The sequence below is a fragment of the Pseudomonas sp. 2957 genome, from assembly GCF_031456345.1.
Taxonomy (GTDB): Bacteria; Pseudomonadota; Gammaproteobacteria; order Pseudomonadales; family Pseudomonadaceae; genus Aquipseudomonas; species Aquipseudomonas siliginis.
In genome coordinates this window covers 258,640-274,264 of record NZ_JAVDUL010000004.1, presented here as the reverse complement: position 1 = coordinate 274,264, position 15,625 = coordinate 258,640, and the positions used below count along the sequence as shown (strand labels likewise).

Genomic DNA, 15,625 nt, shown 5'->3' with positions numbered 1-15,625 from the left:
CTTCTACCTTTGCTTAAAGCGACGAGTATTTCTTGCGCAGACGCTGACGAATCAGTTCTGCCAGGGTGTTCATGACGAAGGTGAACAGCAGCAGCACCAGCGCCGAGAGGAACAGCACGCGGTAGTGGCTGCCGCCGACTTCCGACTCGGGCATTTCCACCGCGACGTTGGCGGCCAGGGTGCGCAGGCCTTCGAACAGGTTCATCTCCATGACCGGGGTGTTGCCGGTGGCCATCAGCACGATCATGGTTTCGCCGACCGCACGGCCCATGCCGATCATCAGCGCCGAGAAAATGCCCGGGCTGGCGGTCAGGATCACCACGCGGGTCATGGTCTGCCACGGCGTCGCACCCAAGGCCAGCGAACCCAGGGTCAGGCCGCGCGGCACACTGAACACGGCGTCTTCGGCGATCGAGTAGATGTTCGGAATCACCGCAAAACCCATGGCCAGACCGACCACCAGGGCGTTGCGCTGGTCGTAGGTGATGCCCAGGTCATGGGAGATCCACATGCGCATGTCGCCGCCGAAGAACCAGTTCTCCATGAACGGGCTCATGTACAGCGAGAGCCAGCCCACAAACAGGATCACCGGAATCAGCAGCGCACTTTCCCAACCGTCCGGGACTTTCAGGCGGATCGACTCGGGCAGGCGGCTGAAGGTGAAACCGGCGACCAGAATGCCGATCGGCAGCAACATCAGCAGGCTGAAGATGCCCGGCAGATGGCCTTCTACGTACGGCGCGAGGAACAGGCCGGCAAAGAAACCGAGGATCACCGTCGGCATCGCTTCCATCAGCTCGATCACCGGTTTGACCTTGCGGCGCATGCCCGGCGCCATGAAGTACGCGGTGTAGATCGCCGCAGCGACGGCCAGTGGCGCGGCCAGCAGCATGGCGTAGAACGCGGCTTTCAGGGTGCCGAAGGTCAGCGGCGACAGGCTCAGTTTCGGTTCGAAATCGGTGTTGGCGGCGGTCGATTGCCAGACGTATTTAGGCTCGTCGTAGTTCTCGTACCAGACCTTGCTCCACAGCGCGCTCCACGATACTTCCGGGTGCGGGTTGTCGAGCAGCAGCGGTTGCAGCTTGCCGCCGGCTTCGACGATCACCCGGTTGGCGCGCGGCGACAGACCAAACAGGCCCTGGCCTTCAACCACCTGATCGACCAGCAACGTGCGGTGTGCGGTGCTGTGGAACACGCCGAGCTTGCCGCTGGCATCAAGGGCGAGGAAGCCTTTGCGGCGTTCTTCGGCAGCGATTTCAACGATCGGCGTGGTGCCCATCTGGAAGGTGCGGATCTGCTTCAGACGCTGCTCGCCATCGGTATCGCGAGCCATGAACCACTGGGCCAGACCGCCCTTGGAATCGCCGACGATCAGCGAGATACCGCCGACCAGCTGCGCGGTGGCAGTGACTTGGGCGTCAGCGTTTTCCAGCAGTTTGTAGCGCCCGTTGAGGCTCTTGTCGCGCAGGCTGAACACGTCGGCCTGAGCACGACCGTTGACCACGTACAGCCACTGCTGGCGCGGGTCGACGAAGATGTTTTTCACCGGCTCGGTCATCTGCGGCAGATCGATGCGCGTCTGCTCGCTGGTGACTTCGCCGGTCATCATGTTTTCTTCGCTGGTCAGCGACAGCACATTGAGTTGCGAGCCAGTGGAGCCGACCAGCATCAGCGTCGAGTCGGTGGCGTTGAGGCTGACATGCTCCAGCGCGCCGCCGCTTTCGTTCAGCGCAATTGGCGCCTCACCATAGGGATATTCGATGGCCGGGCTGATGGTTTTCTTGCCATCGGGGTAGCTGACTTTATAGGTATGACGGAACACCAGCGCCTGACCGTTGGACAGACCCACGGCCACCAGCGGATGACCCGGCTGGTCTTCGCCAATAGACGTCACGGTAGCGCCCGCAGGCAGCGGTAGATCGACACGCCTCAATTCAGCGCCACTGTCGAGATCGAAGAACAGCGCCTGGCCCTTGTCGGATACACGCATGGCCACCTGATTCTGCTCTTCGAGCGAGATCATCAGCGGCTTGCCCGCGTCCTGCATCCAGGCCGGGGTGATCGAGTCTTTCGCGGTCAGGTCGGCGCCTTGAAACAGTGGCGCAACGACGTAGGCGAGGAAGAAGAAGATCAGGGTGATGGCCGCCAGCACCGCCAGGCCGCCGACGAGGACGTACCAACGGGTGAAGCGATCCTTGAGCGCGCGGATGCGGCGCTTGCGTTGCAGCTCAGGCGTATTGAAGTCAATGCGCTTGGGAGGGGAAGACGTAGTCATTGGGGAATTGGCCAGATCATTCATGCGCACACCCTAGCGATCCTGTATGACAGAAAGATGACAGTGCAGTGACGCAGCAAATCCGCCAGCCGGAAGTCCGGCAGCGGAGTCGAAAATTTGGTGGTTGCAGGAGCGCTTCTGCTCGCCAAGGCGTCGGGTCAGTCACATCGATGCTGCATGTGACCACCCCTTCGCGAGCAGGCTCGCTCCCACAGGAGTCCGGCTTCAGGCCGGCCTCAGGGTATTACTTCTTGGCGACAGCGCCGCCTTCTTGCAGACCGAGGTCAGCCAGTGCTTTGGCAGCAACCTTGGCTGGCAGCGGGATGTAGCCGTCTTTCACTACCACTTCCTGGCCCTGCTTCGACAGCACCAGCTTCACGAACTCGGCTTCCAGCGGGGCCAGAGGCTTGTTCGGGGCTTTGTTGACGTAAACGTAGAGAAAGCGCGACAGCGGATACTTGCCGTTCAGGGCGTTTTCTTCGGTGTCTTCGATGAACTCGCCGCCTTCTTTCTTGGCCAGGGCTACAGTTTTCACGCTGGCAGTTTTGTAGCCGATGCCCGAGTAGCCGACGCCGTTAAGCGAGCTGCTGATCGACTGCACTACCGAAGCCGAACCTGGTTGTTCGTTGACGTTAGGCTTGTAGTCGCCTTTGCACAGGGCTTCTTCCTTGAAGTAGCCGTAAGTGCCGGACACCGAGTTACGGCCGAACAGCTGGACCGGCTTGTTGGCCAGGTCACCGGTCACGCCCAGGTCACCCCAGGTCTTGACGTCAGCTTTGGCACCGCACAGGCGCGTCGAGGAGAAAATCGCATCGACCTGAGCCATGGTCAGGTGCTTGATCGGGTTGTCCTTGTGCACGAACACGGCCAGGGCATCCACGGCAACCGGGATCGCCGTCGGCTTGTAGCCGTACTTCTGCTCGAAAGCCTGCAGCTCGTTGTCCTTCATCTTGCGGCTCATCGGGCCCAGGTTGGCGGTGCCTTCGGTGAGTGCAGGTGGCGCGGTGGAAGAACCGGCAGCCTGAATCTGGATGTTGACGTTCGGGTATTCTTTTTTGTAGTTCTCGGCCCACAGGGTCATGAGGTTGGCCAGGGTATCGGAACCGACGCTGGACAGGTTGCCCGACACACCAGTGGTCTTGGTGTAGCTCGGGATAGCAGGGTCAACAGCGGCGAACGCGTTGGCAGTCGCAACGCCAGCAGCGACAAAAGTCATTGCCGCCATCAAACGCTTCAGTTTCATGCCTTACTCCTAGCAGATAGGGTGTGTTAAGTCGGGGCCAAGTATCAGCAGGCCATGTGAACACTCTATGGCTGAAATATGACAATTGGATGAAAGGCCAGCATGTCGCGACATATCGTTCCCACGCTCTGCGTGGGAACGCCGCCATGGACGCTCTGCGTCCGCATTTGAGACGTGACGCGGAGCGTCACAGGATGCATTCCCACGCAGAGCGTGGGAACGATCAGGCGGGAGAGAAAATCAACGCCCCTTCTTCCAGAGCCACGCACCTACCACAATCCCCATTCCGCACAGCACTGCCACATAGTAAGCAGGCCCCATTGCGCTTTCCTTCAGCAGCAGGCTCACCACCATCGGCGTCAAGCCACCGAAGATCGCGTACGCGACGTTGTACGAGAACGACAGGCCACTGAAGCGAACCACCGGCGGGAACGCTTTGACCATCACGTACGGCACCGCGCCGATGGTGCCGACCAGCAAACCGGTCAATGCGTACAGCGGGAACAACCAGTCCGGGTGGTCGGCGAGGCTGTGGTAGAAGGTCCAGGAGCTGATCAGCAGACCGAGGCAGCCAAAGACGAAGACGCGACCGGCGCCGAAGCGATCGGCCAGCGCGCCAGCGCCAATGCAGCCGAGGCTGAGGAAGACGATGGCCAGGCTGTTGGCCTGCAGCGCCGTGGTTGGCGAGAAGTGGTAGACCGTTTGCAGCACGGTCGGGGTCATCAGGATCACTACGACGACGCCAGCCGAGAGCAGCCAGGTCAGCAGCATCGAAATCGCGATGGCGCCGCGATGGTCACGCAGCACCGCGCGCAACGGCACTTCTTCGGCCAGTGCCTTGCGCAATTGCAGTTCGGCGAACACCGGAGTTTCGTGCAGCCAGCGGCGCAGGTACACAGAGAACAGGCCGAACACGCCGCCGAGCAGGAACGGAATCCGCCAGGCGTAATCCGACACTTCGGCTGGCGTATAAATGCTGTTGATCGCAGTGGCGACCAGCGAGCCGAGGAGGATGCCGGCAGTCAGCCCGCTGGTGAGCGTGCCGCAGGCATAACCGATGTGCTTTTGCGGTACGTGTTCGGAAACGAAGACCCACGCCCCCGGCACCTCACCGCCAATAGCGGCGCCCTGGATCACCCGCATCAGCAGCAACAGGATCGGTGCCCAGATGCCGATCTGCGCGTAGGTCGGCAGCAGCCCCATGATCAGCGTCGGCACGGCCATCATGAAAATGCTCAGGGTGAACATCTTCTTGCGCCCCAGCAGGTCACCGAAGTGCGCCATGACGATGCCGCCCAAAGGACGCGCCAGATAGCCGGCGGCGAAGATGCCGAAGGTCTGCATCAACCGCAGCCACTCAGGCATGTCGGCCGGGAAGAACAGCTTGCCGACGACGGTGGCGAAGAAAACGAAGATGATGAAATCGTAGAACTCCAGCGCCCCGCCGAGGGCGGACAGCGACAGAGTCTTGTAGTCATTGCGGGTCAACGGTCGTGCGGGTTGCTCGGGCTGCGCGAGGCTCGAAGGCGCTGTGGTCATGGCAAGGGCTTCTCTTATAGTCGAATCTGTCGCCACAACAACGCTGGCGGTGGCTTGGACAGGTTCGGCACCATAGCAAATTGTTCGAAAAAGCACATAGAGGCGCGTAATTGACGGTCGAAATCAGAACCGGGTGGTCGTCGCGGGGTCTATCGACCGATATACTCGCCACCTGCGCAGGATTTGTAAGAGGTTGCTGTGCGAAAACGTTGTTGGCCCGTCCTTTGCTCGGGATTTAGCCTTTTTCGCAGAGTTTCCCTTTAGGCGCCTGATGGAAAACGTGACGAACGCAGTGTGTTCGGTGTTGAATCGTTTTTCTTGAAGACGGCTACCACTCGCAATACCCACGAAGAGTCATGGGTCAGAGGCCCCTCGGCATGATAGAGCTCGAACAAGAAGATCCGATCCCACAGGGCGACCTGGCCCTGCAAATCACCGCACTTCCCCGCGAAACCAACGGCTTTGGCGATATTTTCGGCGGCTGGCTGGTCGCGCAGATGGATCTGGCCGGCACCGCCATGGCCAGCCGGGTGGCCGGTGGCCGCGTTGCCACTGTCGCCATCGACCGCATGGCGTTCCTCGTCCCGGTCGCGGTCGGCGCGCAGTTGTCCTTTTATACCCAGACCCTGGAAATCGGACGCAGCTCGATCCAGATGATGGTCGAAGTGTGGAGCGATGACCCACTCTCCAGCGAATGGCGCAAGGTCACCGAAGCGGTCTTCGTTTTCGTCGCCATCGACGGCAGCGGTCGCACTCGTTCGGTGCCGCCACGCGCGCGTTAAACCTCGCGACCGTTTTGCGGTCGATAGTCGTCCCCAGTGTCAGATCGAGAGTTGCCCATGAACACGCCCAACGTTGAAGCCGTGAAACAGGATGAACTGAACTGCTGGCGCATCCGCCACGGCAAGGCCGAAGTGCTGGTGGCCCAGCAAGGCGCGCACATCCTCAGTTATCAGATCGACGGCCAGCCGCCGATCATCTGGCTCAACGACAAGGCCGAGTTCAAGACCGGCAAGAGCATCCGCGCCGGCGTGCCGGTGTGCTGGCCGTGGTTTGGCAAATTCGAACGCAACCCGAGCAGCGTGCAGGCCATGTATACCGGCGAGCAGCCGGCCCCCGCGCACGGTCTGGTGCGGGCGATGGACTGGGAGTTGGGCAACATCGAATCAGAGGCTGACGGCATCAAGGTCGAATTCAAGCTGCCCTACCCGGAAGGTGGCCTGCCGGGCTGGCCCCACGAAGTCGATCTGACCCTGACCCTGCATCTGGCGGATCAACTGCATTACAGTCTGACCAGCCATAACCGGGGGACTGACAGCGTCACGCTGAGTCAGGCGCTGCACACCTATTTCGCCGTGAGTGACGTGCGTAATGTGCATGTCGACGGCGTGGCCGGGCTCAACTACATCGAGACCCTGGACGACTGGAACACGGCCAGCCAGAGCGGCGATCTGCATTTCGCCGGCGAGACCGACCGCATCTACCTCAATGCTCCGCCGCAATTGAGCATCGTTGATCCGACCTGGGAACGACGCATCGTGCTGACCTCTACCGGCTCGCGCACTGCGGTGATCTGGAACCCGTGGATCGACCGCGCCGCCGCACTGCCGGACATGGACAACGATGGCTGGCAGCGCATGCTGTGCATCGAAACGGCGAATGTGATGGATGATCTGGTGACCCTGGCGCCGGGTGCGCGCCATACGATGGGTGTTAGCGTAGCCGCTACGCCGCTCTAAGCTCTAGCGCAATACAAAAGGGCAAAGAGCCCCGTGGCGAGGGGATTTATCCCCGCTGGGTCGCGAAGCGGCCCCCGCTTTTTTTTAAATCAAAAGCTGGGGCCTGCTGCGCAGTCCAGCGGGGATAAATCCCCTCGCCACAGATAAATCCCTTCACCACAGATAAATCCCCTCACCACAAAGGCTCACTCCCAAATTTATGTACGGCGCGCTTTAGAGGTCAGCCTCCTGCACCACCCGCACCTTCTCCGCCTCCAGCGCATACGCCGCATCCGCCAGGTCATTGCTGACCTTTTCGATTTTAAGCGTGCCGGTCACCCACAGCGGTGTGTAGATGTCCTCCAGCTTCAACCCTTTCGGATATCGCACCAGCACCAGTTGATTCGGCGGTGGTGGCGGCACGTGGATGCAGGCGCCCGGATACGGCACAAGGAAGAACAGCGTGCTGCGGCCCTTGGCATCCGACTCAAGCGGCACCGGGTAACCACCGATGCGGATGTGCTTGTCGTTCATTGACGCCACGGTTTTCGTCGAATACATCACCGCTGGCAGACCCTTGGCCTGCTTCATCCCGCCCTTCTCGGTGAAGGTGCCGGTGGCTTCGGGGGAGTTGTGGTCGATTTCCGGCATGGCCTCGAGGGCCTTTTGATCCGACTTGGGCATCAGTTCCAGCCAGTCGGTTTCCGGCAGTTCGCCGGCGTGGGCGAGATAGCTGCCCAGCAAGAGGAGAGTCAACAGAAGACGGCGCATGAAGGTGCTCGGCAGGCAAAGGAATGGACGGTGAGTCGCCGCGCATTCTAGCCCTCCCGGCCGCGCGGGCCGAGAGGGCTTGGTCGCTTTCGATCAGTTCTTTTTGATCAGACCGTAGATCACCAGCAACACGACAGCGCCGACCAGTGCGCCGAGGAAACCCGCGCCCTCGCCCGCCTGATAGATGCCCAGAGCCTGGCCGCCGTAGGTGGCCGCCAGCGAACCGCCGATACCGAGCAGGATGGTCATGATCCAGCCCATGCTGTCATCGCCCGGTTTCAGGAACCGAGCCAGCAGGCCGACGATCAAGCCGATAAAGATGGTTCCGATAATTCCCATGGCATTTCCCTCTGATTTGGAAGATATGCGAAAGACTAGCCAGTGTTTCGCATCCTGCCATGAGAGAACAGCGGCCCCTGAATGGTTCCGCCGCTGCCACATGAAAGCGTTTTTACTCGGCGATCAGCGCTTCGACCTTGATGATCTGCGCTTGCAGCGTGGCCATGTCGGCGCAGCGCAGATTGGCGTGGCCGACCTTGCGTCCGGCCTTGAAAGCTTTGCCGTAGTGATGCAGATGGCAGTCTTCGATGGCGATGACTTTCTCCACCGGCGGCACTACGCCGATGAAGTTGAGCATCGCGCTCTCGCCGACCTTGGCGGTCGAACCCAGCGGCAGGCCGGCCACGGCACGCAGGTGGTTTTCGAACTGGCTGCACTCGGCACCTTCGGTGGTCCAGTGCCCGGAGTTGTGCACGCGCGGGGCGATTTCGTTGGCTTTGAGGCCACCGTCGACTTCGAAAAACTCGAAAGCCATCACGCCGACGTAGTCGAGGTGTTTGAGCACGCGACTGGAATAATCTTCCGCCAGCGCCTGCAACGGGTGATCGGTGCTGGCCACCGACAGCTTGAGAATGCCGCTGTCGTGGGTGTTGTGCACCAGTGGATAGAACTTCGTTTCGCCATCGCGGGCACGCACGGCGATCAGCGACACTTCGCCGGTGAATGGCACGAAGCCTTCCAGCAAGCAGGCAACGCTGCCCAGTTCGGCGAACGTACCCGCCACGTCTTCCGGTTTGCGCAGGACTTTCTGGCCCTTGCCGTCATAACCCAGGGTGCGGGTTTTCAGCACGGCCGGCAGACCGATGGAAGCGACGGCGGCATCCAGGTCGGCTTGCGACTGGATGTCGGCGAAGGCCGGGGTCGGAATGCCGAGGTCTTTGAACATGCTCTTTTCGAACCAGCGGTCACGAGCAATGCGCAGGGCTTCGGCGCTCGGGTAGACCGGCACGAATTGCGAAAGAAACGCCACGGTTTCGGCCGGGACGCTTTCGAATTCGAAGGTCACCAGATCGACTTCATCGGCCAGTTGGCGCAGATGATCCTGATCGCCGTAGTCGGCCCGCAGGTGTTCGCCCAGCGCGGCCGCACAGGCGTCCGGCGCAGGGTCGAGGAAAGCGAAGTTCATGCCCAGCGGAGTGCCCGCCAGGGCCAACATGCGACCCAACTGGCCGCCACCGATTACACCGATCTTCATCTCAACAACCTCAGGCAATACGTGGGTCTGGATTGTCCAGGACGCTGTCTGTCTGCTCGGCACGGAAGGTTTTCAGTACCGCGTGAAATTGCGGGTGCTTGGCGCCGAGGATGCTCGCCGAGAGCAGGGCGGCGTTGATTGCGCCAGCCTTGCCGATGGCCAGGGTGGCAACCGGAATGCCCGCTGGCATCTGCACGATCGACAGCAGCGAATCGACGCCCGAGAGCATGGCCGACTGCACCGGCACGCCCAGCACCGGCAGGTGGGTCTTGGCCGCACACATGCCTGGCAAGTGGGCTGCGCCACCGGCACCGGCGATGATCACCTCAATGCCGCGGCTTTCAGCCTCTTCGGCGTACTGGAACAGCAGATCCGGGGTGCGGTGGGCGGAAACCACCTTGACCTCGTACGGGATGCCGAGCTTTTCCAGCATATCGGCGGTGTGGCTAAGGGTGGACCAATCGGACTTGGAGCCCATGATCACGCCAACCAGTGCACTCATCGTCGCGCCTCTTCTCTCTGGAGCGCCCGCAGGCGCGTCATAAAACAACAAGCCACGCAGGTTGCGTGGCTTGATTGTACGAAAAATGGCCGGACGTGCCGGCCGAAGGCCGCGCAGTATACCGCAAAGAAAGCAATAAACAGCCCCCGAAACGACCATCTGTCAAATGAGCGAAACGCCCGGTTTTATTGACCTTGAGGTCAGCGAAAGAACACCGCAAAAATCCCCCTGTGGGAGCGAGCCTGCTCGCGAAAGCGTTGCGTCAGACGATACCTCAGCGCCTGAAACTCCGCATTCGCGAGCAGGCTCGCTCCCACATTCGATCTTCATCAGCTTCAAGCGCTTTGTGCGGCGCCACCTTCTAGTTTTCGCCACAGCAACCGCACGTTGGCCTTGCGCACCAGGGCGCAGCGGTACAGGCGGATCTCCAGCGGCACATGCCACTGCGGGCCGCCGCACACCACCAGTTCACCGCGAGCCAGTTCGGCGCGTACGCTCAGTTGCGGCACCCAGGCAATGCCGAGGCCTTCCAGGGCCATGCTTTTCAGGCTGTCGGCCATCGCGGTTTCGTAGATCGTGGTGAAGCGCAACTGGCGCTGGCGCAGCAAGCCGTTCACCGAACGGCCGAGAAACGCTCCGGCGCTGTACGCCAGCAACGGCACACTCGCCTCGCCTTCCAGATCGAACAGCGGTTTGCCATCCAGATCCGCCGCGCACACCGGCAGCATTTCGGTCTGGCCCAAGTGCAGCGACGGGAAAATCTCCGGGTCCATCTGCATCGCCGAATCCGGGTCGTAGAACGCCAGCATCAGATCGCAGCCACCTTCACGCAAAGCGTGCACGGCGTCGCCAACGTTGGTCGCCACCAGCCGTGTGGCGATGTTCAGCCCTTCGTTGCGCAACTGGGCGATCCAGCGCGGGAAAAAGCCTAGCGCCAGCGAGTGCGCCGCTGCGACTTGCATGACCTCGCCCTGCCCGCCTTCCAGATGATGCAGATGGCGCAGCACTTCACCGAGTTGTTCGACCACGGTGCGCGCAGTCACCAGAAACAACTGCCCCGCCGCCGTCAGTTCGACCGGCGTGCGCGAGCGATTGACCAGGGTCAGCCCCAGCGCCGCTTCGAGGCTGCGGATCCGCCGACTGAACGCCGGCTGGGTCACGAAGCGCCGTTCGGCCGCCTGCGAGAAGCTGCGGGTGGCGGCCAGGGCACTGAAGTCCTCAAGCCATTTGCTTTCCAGATTCATCACGTCCTCCCGGACACGCACCAAAATAGGTCACACGTCTGCCGCACAGGCGGCGTCACACGGGCATTATGCCGAATGTGCATAGGGCAGTGCTGAACAGCATTGGCCCAAAAATCCCCACAAGCCTAGCATTCGCAGCGTTCCGGCACAGACCGGGTCCTTATCGAGATGATTTCTATCATGTCCTCCGCTGCATCTTTCCGCACAGAAACCGACCTGCTTGGCGCCCTCGAAGTACCGGCCCATGCGTATTACGGCATCCAGACCCTGCGAGCGGTGAATAACTTCCGCCTCTCGGGCGTTCCGATTTCGCATTACCCGAAACTGGTTGTGGGCCTGGCGATGGTCAAACAGGCCGCCGCTGACGCCAACCGCGAGCTGGGTCACCTGAGCGAAGCCAAGCACGCTGCCATCAGCGAAGCCTGTGCGCGATTGATCCGCGGCGATTACCACGAAGAGTTCGTGGTCGACATGATTCAAGGTGGCGCCGGCACCTCCACCAACATGAACGCCAACGAAGTGATCGCCAACATTGCTCTGGAAGCGATGGGCCACGAGAAAGGCGAGTACCAGTACCTGCACCCGAACGACGACGTGAACATGGCGCAGTCGACCAACGACGCCTACCCGACGGCGATCCGCCTGGGTCTGCTGCTGGGTCACGACGCGCTGCTGGCCAGTCTCGACAGCCTGATTCAGGCCTTCGCGGCCAAGGGCAAAGAGTTCGACCACGTCCTGAAAATGGGCCGTACCCAGCTGCAAGACGCCGTGCCGATGACCCTCGGCCAGGAATTCCGCGCCTTCGCCACCACTATGGGCGAAGACCTCGCGCGCCTGAAGACGCTGGCCCCGGAACTGCTGACCGAAGTCAACCTCGGCGGCACCGCGATCGGCACCGGCATCAACGCCGACCCGCGTTATCAGGCACTGGCTGTTCAACGCCTGGCATTGATCAGCGGCCAACCGCTGGTACCGGCCGCCGACCTGATCGAAGCGACCTCCGACATGGGCGCCTTCGTGCTGTTTTCCGGCATGCTCAAGCGCACCGCGGTCAAGCTGTCGAAGATCTGCAACGACCTGCGTCTGCTGTCCAGCGGCCCACGCACCGGCATCAATGAAATCAACCTGCCAGCGCGTCAGCCAGGCAGCTCGATCATGCCCGGCAAGGTCAACCCGGTGATCCCGGAAGCCGTGAACCAAGTCGCGTTCCAGGTCATCGGTAACGATCTGGCGCTGACCATGGCAGCCGAAGGCGGCCAGCTGCAACTGAACGTGATGGAGCCGCTGATCGCCTTCAAGATCCTTGACTCGATCCGCCTGCTGCAACGTGCCATGGACATGCTGCGCGAGCACTGCATCGTCGGCATCACCGCCAACGAAGCGCGCTGCCGTGAACTGGTCGAGCACTCGATCGGTCTGGTCACCGCACTGAACCCGTACATCGGCTACAAAAACGCCACCCGCATCGCCCGTATCGCTCTCGAAAGCGGCCGCGGCGTGCTGGAACTGGTGCGCGAAGAAGGTCTGCTCGACGAAGCTATGCTCGCCGACATCCTGCGCCCGGAAAACATGATTGCCCCGCGTCTGGTTCCGCTCAAAGCCTGAGCCGACGCGAACTTGTAGCACCGCTCACCAGGTCGAGGGACTAGACACCTCTCACCTTTTGAGGGCTTGGGGATTTTGTCCCCGAGCCCTTTTTTTTAACTCTTTATCCTGAGACCCGAACGTAGAGGACTGAACAATATGGAGGTGAGCCTTTGTGGCGAGGGGATTTATCCCCGTTGGGCTGCGAAGCGGCCCCGATACCAACAATAAAGATGTACCAGAAACACCGCGTTCAATGGTTTACGACTGCTTCGCAGCCGAACGGGGATAAATCCCCTCGCCACAAACGCCAAGTGTTTCAAAGCTTCGTTTCGTCGCTTGCACCACTACCGTGCAGACGGGCGCGCCACTGATCGGTATAGTGCCGCCCCTCTTCGCGTGAGCGGTCGTCGGTAACGAGGCCATAACCCATGCGAAACCCGAACTAATAACAAAACCCGCGATATGGATCCGGGACGAAACCTTCGCCTCACCCGTCGTGCCGCGCGCAGACCGGTGTAACACGATGTTTCTCCGATCCAGCATTTGCACCCACAAAAAACAGCGAGGATAAATCCATGCTCGAAGTCATCAACGACTTCCTCTCAGGGAAAGTACTGATCGTGCTCATTGTCGGGCTCGGTAGTTACTTCACGATTCGCTCGCGTTTCGTTCAACTGCGTCATTTCTTCCACATGTTCGCGGTGTTCCGCGACAGCCTCAAAGGCAGCGCCGGGCAACTCAGCTCGTTCCAGGCCTTGATGCTCAGCCTCGCCGGCCGCGTCGGTGCAGGCAACATCGCCGGTGTCGGCATCGCCGTGACTCTCGGTGGTCCGGGTGCGGTGTTCTGGATGTGGGTGACCGCACTGGTCGGCATGTCCAGCAGCTTCTTCGAGTGCACCCTGGCCCAGGTCTACAAGCGCGCGGATGGCGACGGCCTGTACCGTGGCGGTCCGGCCTATTACATCCAGCACGGGCTCAAGCTCAAAGGCATGGCGATAGTCTTCTCCGTTCTGCTGCTGGTCACCTACGGCTTCGCCTTCATCGGCCTGCAGTCCTACACCGTGACCCACTCGCTGCAGAACGCCTTTGACTTCAACCCGCAACACACCGGTATCGTCCTCGCGGTGCTGCTGGCCATCACCTTTATCGGCGGGATCAAGCGCATCGCTTCGGTGTCCGACCTGCTGGTACCGATCAAGACCCTGGCCTACATCGGCGTGACCCTGTACGTGATCGGCACCCAGATCGAACACGTACCGGCCATGCTGGAAACCATCTTCAAGAGCGCCTTCGGCCTCGACCCGGCCTTTGCCGGTCTGCTCGGCAGCGCCATTGTCATGGGCGTGAAGCGTGGCGTGTTCGCCAACGAAGCGGGCCTGGGCAGTGCGCCGAACGTTGCCGCCGTGGCCGCCGTCAAGCACCCGGGCGCGCAGGGCGTGGTCCAGGCTTTCAGCGTATTCCTCGACACCTTCGTGATCTGCACCTGCACCGCGCTGCTGATCCTGCTGTCGGGCTTCTACACCCCGGGCTTCGAAGGTGACGGCATCGTCCTGACCCAGAACTCGCTGGCGGCCGTGGTCGGTGACTGGGGCCGCATGTTCGTCAGCGTCGCGCTGTCGCTGTTCGTCTTCACCTGCATCCTCTACAACTACTACCTGGGCGAGAACAGCTTGCAGTTCCTCAGCCGCAACCGCGCCCTGCTGATGCTGTTCCGCGGCCTGGTGCTGGCGCTGGTGGTATGGGGTTCGATGCAGGACCTGACGACGGTGTTCGCCTTTGCCGACATCACCATGACCTGCCTGGCCTTCGTCAACCTGGTGGCCCTGGCCATGCTGTTCAAGGTCGGCCTGCGGGTGATGCGCGACTACGATGAGCAGCGTCGCGCCGGCGTCAAACAGCCAGTGTTTGATTCGAGCAAATTCGCCGATCTGGATCTGGATCGCAACGCCTGGCCGGTGAACCCGCCAGCAGCGGCGGGCCAGACTGAAACTGCGCCGCAAGGCGTACCTGCAGCGCAACGCTGACAGGTGAATGACGGGCGCATCCCCTGCGCCCGTCAGTTATTGTGATGCAATAACTTGTAGGAGTGAGCCTGCTCGCGATGGCGGACTTTCAGCCAACATCATTGTTGAATGACACACTGCTTTCGCGAGCAGGCTCGCTCCCACAGGGCCCTCATCGTTTCGGAGAATCCTATGAGCTCGTCGACCTATCCCGCCGCTCAACACGTCATGGTGCTCTACACCGGTGGCACCATCGGCATGCAGGCCAGCGCCAACGGTCTGGCCCCGGCGTCCGGTTTCGAAGCGCGGATGCGCGACTACCTGCACAGTCAGCCTGAGCTGGTAGTGCCGCAGTGGCAATTTCGGGAAATGTCGCCGCTGATCGACAGCGCCAACATGACCCCGGCCTACTGGCAGCAACTGCGCGAAGCGGTGGTCGATGCCGTGGATGTGCAAGGTTGCGACAGCGTGCTGATCCTGCACGGCACCGACACCCTGGCCTACAGCGCGGCGGCGATGAGTTTTCAGTTGCTCGGCCTGCATGCCCGCGTGTGTTTCACCGGTTCGATGCTGCCGGCGGGCGTGACCGACAGTGATGCCTGGGAAAACCTCGGCGGCGCGCTGGTCGCCCTCGGCCAGGGCCTGGCGCCAGGCGTGCACCTGTACTTCCACGGCGAACTGCTGGCACCGACCCGCTGCGCGAAAGTGCGCAGCTTCGGCCGCCATCCGTTCAAACGCCTGGAGCGTCAGGGCGGTGGTGTGAAGGCGCCTTCGATTCCAGGCGCGCTGAACTACAACCAGCCGAAGCAACTGGCGAAAGTCGCGGTGTTGCCGCTGTTTCCCGGCATCAGTGCCGAAGTCCTCGACGGCCTGCTCGACAGCGGCATTCAAGGTCTGGTGCTGGAATGCTACGGCAGCGGGACCGGGCCGAGCGATAACCCCAAGTTCCTCGCCAGCCTTGGCCGTGCACGGGATAACGGCGTGGTGGTGGTGGCAGTGACGCAATGCCATGAAGGCGGGGTAGAGCTGGATGTCTACGAGGCTGGCAGCCGCTTGCGTGGGGTGGGCGTGTTGTCCGGTGGCGGCATGACCCGCGAGGCGGCGTTCGGCAAGTTGCATGGCTTGCTGGGGGCCGGGCTGGAAACGGCTGAAGTGCGCCGATTGATCGAACTGGATTTGTGTGGTGAGTTGAACTGAGCTCGGCGCTGG

At 61.5% G+C, this 15,625-nt stretch carries 13 protein-coding genes; 5 read left to right on the top strand and 8 right to left on the bottom strand.

Translation table 11 applies throughout. The features are described 5' to 3' along the window. Positions 1–13 precede the first annotated feature (13 nt). From J2Y39_RS15860 to J2Y39_RS15850, 3 genes are all read right to left on the bottom strand, one after another. Positions 14–2,299 carry an ABC transporter permease subunit gene (locus J2Y39_RS15860; protein ID WP_310218704.1) on the bottom strand — a complete coding sequence of 762 codons (2,286 nt, stop codon included), beginning with the start codon at positions 2,297–2,299 and terminating at the stop codon, positions 14–16. Positions 2,300–2,519: 220 nt separating this feature from the next. Then, positions 2,520–3,518 (bottom strand): phosphate ABC transporter substrate-binding protein PstS, encoded by a 999-nt coding sequence (locus tag J2Y39_RS15855; protein ID WP_016772480.1) that lies wholly within the window; start codon positions 3,516–3,518, stop codon positions 2,520–2,522. Positions 3,519–3,758: 240 nt separating this feature from the next. Next, positions 3,759–5,057, bottom strand: coding sequence for an MFS transporter (locus tag J2Y39_RS15850; RefSeq protein WP_073470879.1), 1,299 nt, complete (start codon positions 5,055–5,057; stop codon positions 3,759–3,761). Between the two features lie 377 nt (positions 5,058–5,434). Here J2Y39_RS15850 and J2Y39_RS15845 point away from each other — a divergent pair, with 377 nt between their 5' ends. Next, on the top strand, positions 5,435–5,839 hold the full coding sequence (locus J2Y39_RS15845) for an acyl-CoA thioesterase (protein WP_003229628.1): 405 nt from the start codon (positions 5,435–5,437) through the stop codon (positions 5,837–5,839). Between the two features lie 57 nt (positions 5,840–5,896). Further along, on the top strand, positions 5,897–6,796 hold the full coding sequence (locus J2Y39_RS15840) for a D-hexose-6-phosphate mutarotase (RefSeq protein ID WP_305381793.1): 900 nt from the start codon (positions 5,897–5,899) through the stop codon (positions 6,794–6,796). Between the two features lie 213 nt (positions 6,797–7,009). On the opposite strand, the gene J2Y39_RS15835 is transcribed toward J2Y39_RS15840, so the two are convergent. The 5 genes from J2Y39_RS15835 to J2Y39_RS15815 form a co-directional block, all read right to left on the bottom strand. Beyond that, complete coding sequence (locus J2Y39_RS15835) at positions 7,010–7,546, bottom strand: DUF3299 domain-containing protein (protein ID WP_056790934.1); 537 nt, start codon at positions 7,544–7,546, stop codon at positions 7,010–7,012. Positions 7,547–7,639: 93 nt separating this feature from the next. Further along, positions 7,640–7,885 (bottom strand): GlsB/YeaQ/YmgE family stress response membrane protein, encoded by a 246-nt coding sequence (locus tag J2Y39_RS15830; protein ID WP_016772475.1) that lies wholly within the window; start codon positions 7,883–7,885, stop codon positions 7,640–7,642. Positions 7,886–7,997: 112 nt separating this feature from the next. Further along, positions 7,998–9,080, bottom strand: coding sequence for a 5-(carboxyamino)imidazole ribonucleotide synthase (locus J2Y39_RS15825; RefSeq protein ID WP_041476593.1), 1,083 nt, complete (start codon positions 9,078–9,080; stop codon positions 7,998–8,000). A 10-nt stretch (positions 9,081–9,090) separates the two neighbouring features. After that, positions 9,091–9,582, bottom strand: a complete 492-nt coding sequence (gene purE, locus J2Y39_RS15820) for a 5-(carboxyamino)imidazole ribonucleotide mutase (RefSeq protein WP_007920220.1) — start codon at positions 9,580–9,582, stop codon at positions 9,091–9,093. Positions 9,583–9,917: 335 nt separating this feature from the next. Further along, positions 9,918–10,826: a LysR substrate-binding domain-containing protein gene (locus tag J2Y39_RS15815; RefSeq protein ID WP_024014837.1), complete on the bottom strand. Its 909-nt coding sequence runs from the start codon at positions 10,824–10,826 to the stop codon at positions 9,918–9,920. A gap of 180 nt (positions 10,827–11,006) precedes the next feature. On the opposite strand from J2Y39_RS15815, the gene aspA reads away from it, so the two are divergent. The 3 genes from aspA (at position 11,007) to J2Y39_RS15800 (ending at position 15,613) form a co-directional block, all read left to right on the top strand. Then, positions 11,007–12,431: an aspartate ammonia-lyase gene (aspA, locus tag J2Y39_RS15810; protein WP_016772472.1), complete on the top strand. Its 1,425-nt coding sequence runs from the start codon at positions 11,007–11,009 to the stop codon at positions 12,429–12,431. A gap of 557 nt (positions 12,432–12,988) precedes the next feature. Beyond that, positions 12,989–14,437 (top strand): sodium:alanine symporter family protein, encoded by a 1,449-nt coding sequence (locus J2Y39_RS15805; RefSeq protein WP_016772471.1) that lies wholly within the window; start codon positions 12,989–12,991, stop codon positions 14,435–14,437. Between the two features lie 171 nt (positions 14,438–14,608). Then, positions 14,609–15,613: an asparaginase gene (locus J2Y39_RS15800; protein WP_252868484.1), complete on the top strand. Its 1,005-nt coding sequence runs from the start codon at positions 14,609–14,611 to the stop codon at positions 15,611–15,613. The last annotated feature ends 12 nt before the right edge of the window (positions 15,614–15,625 follow it).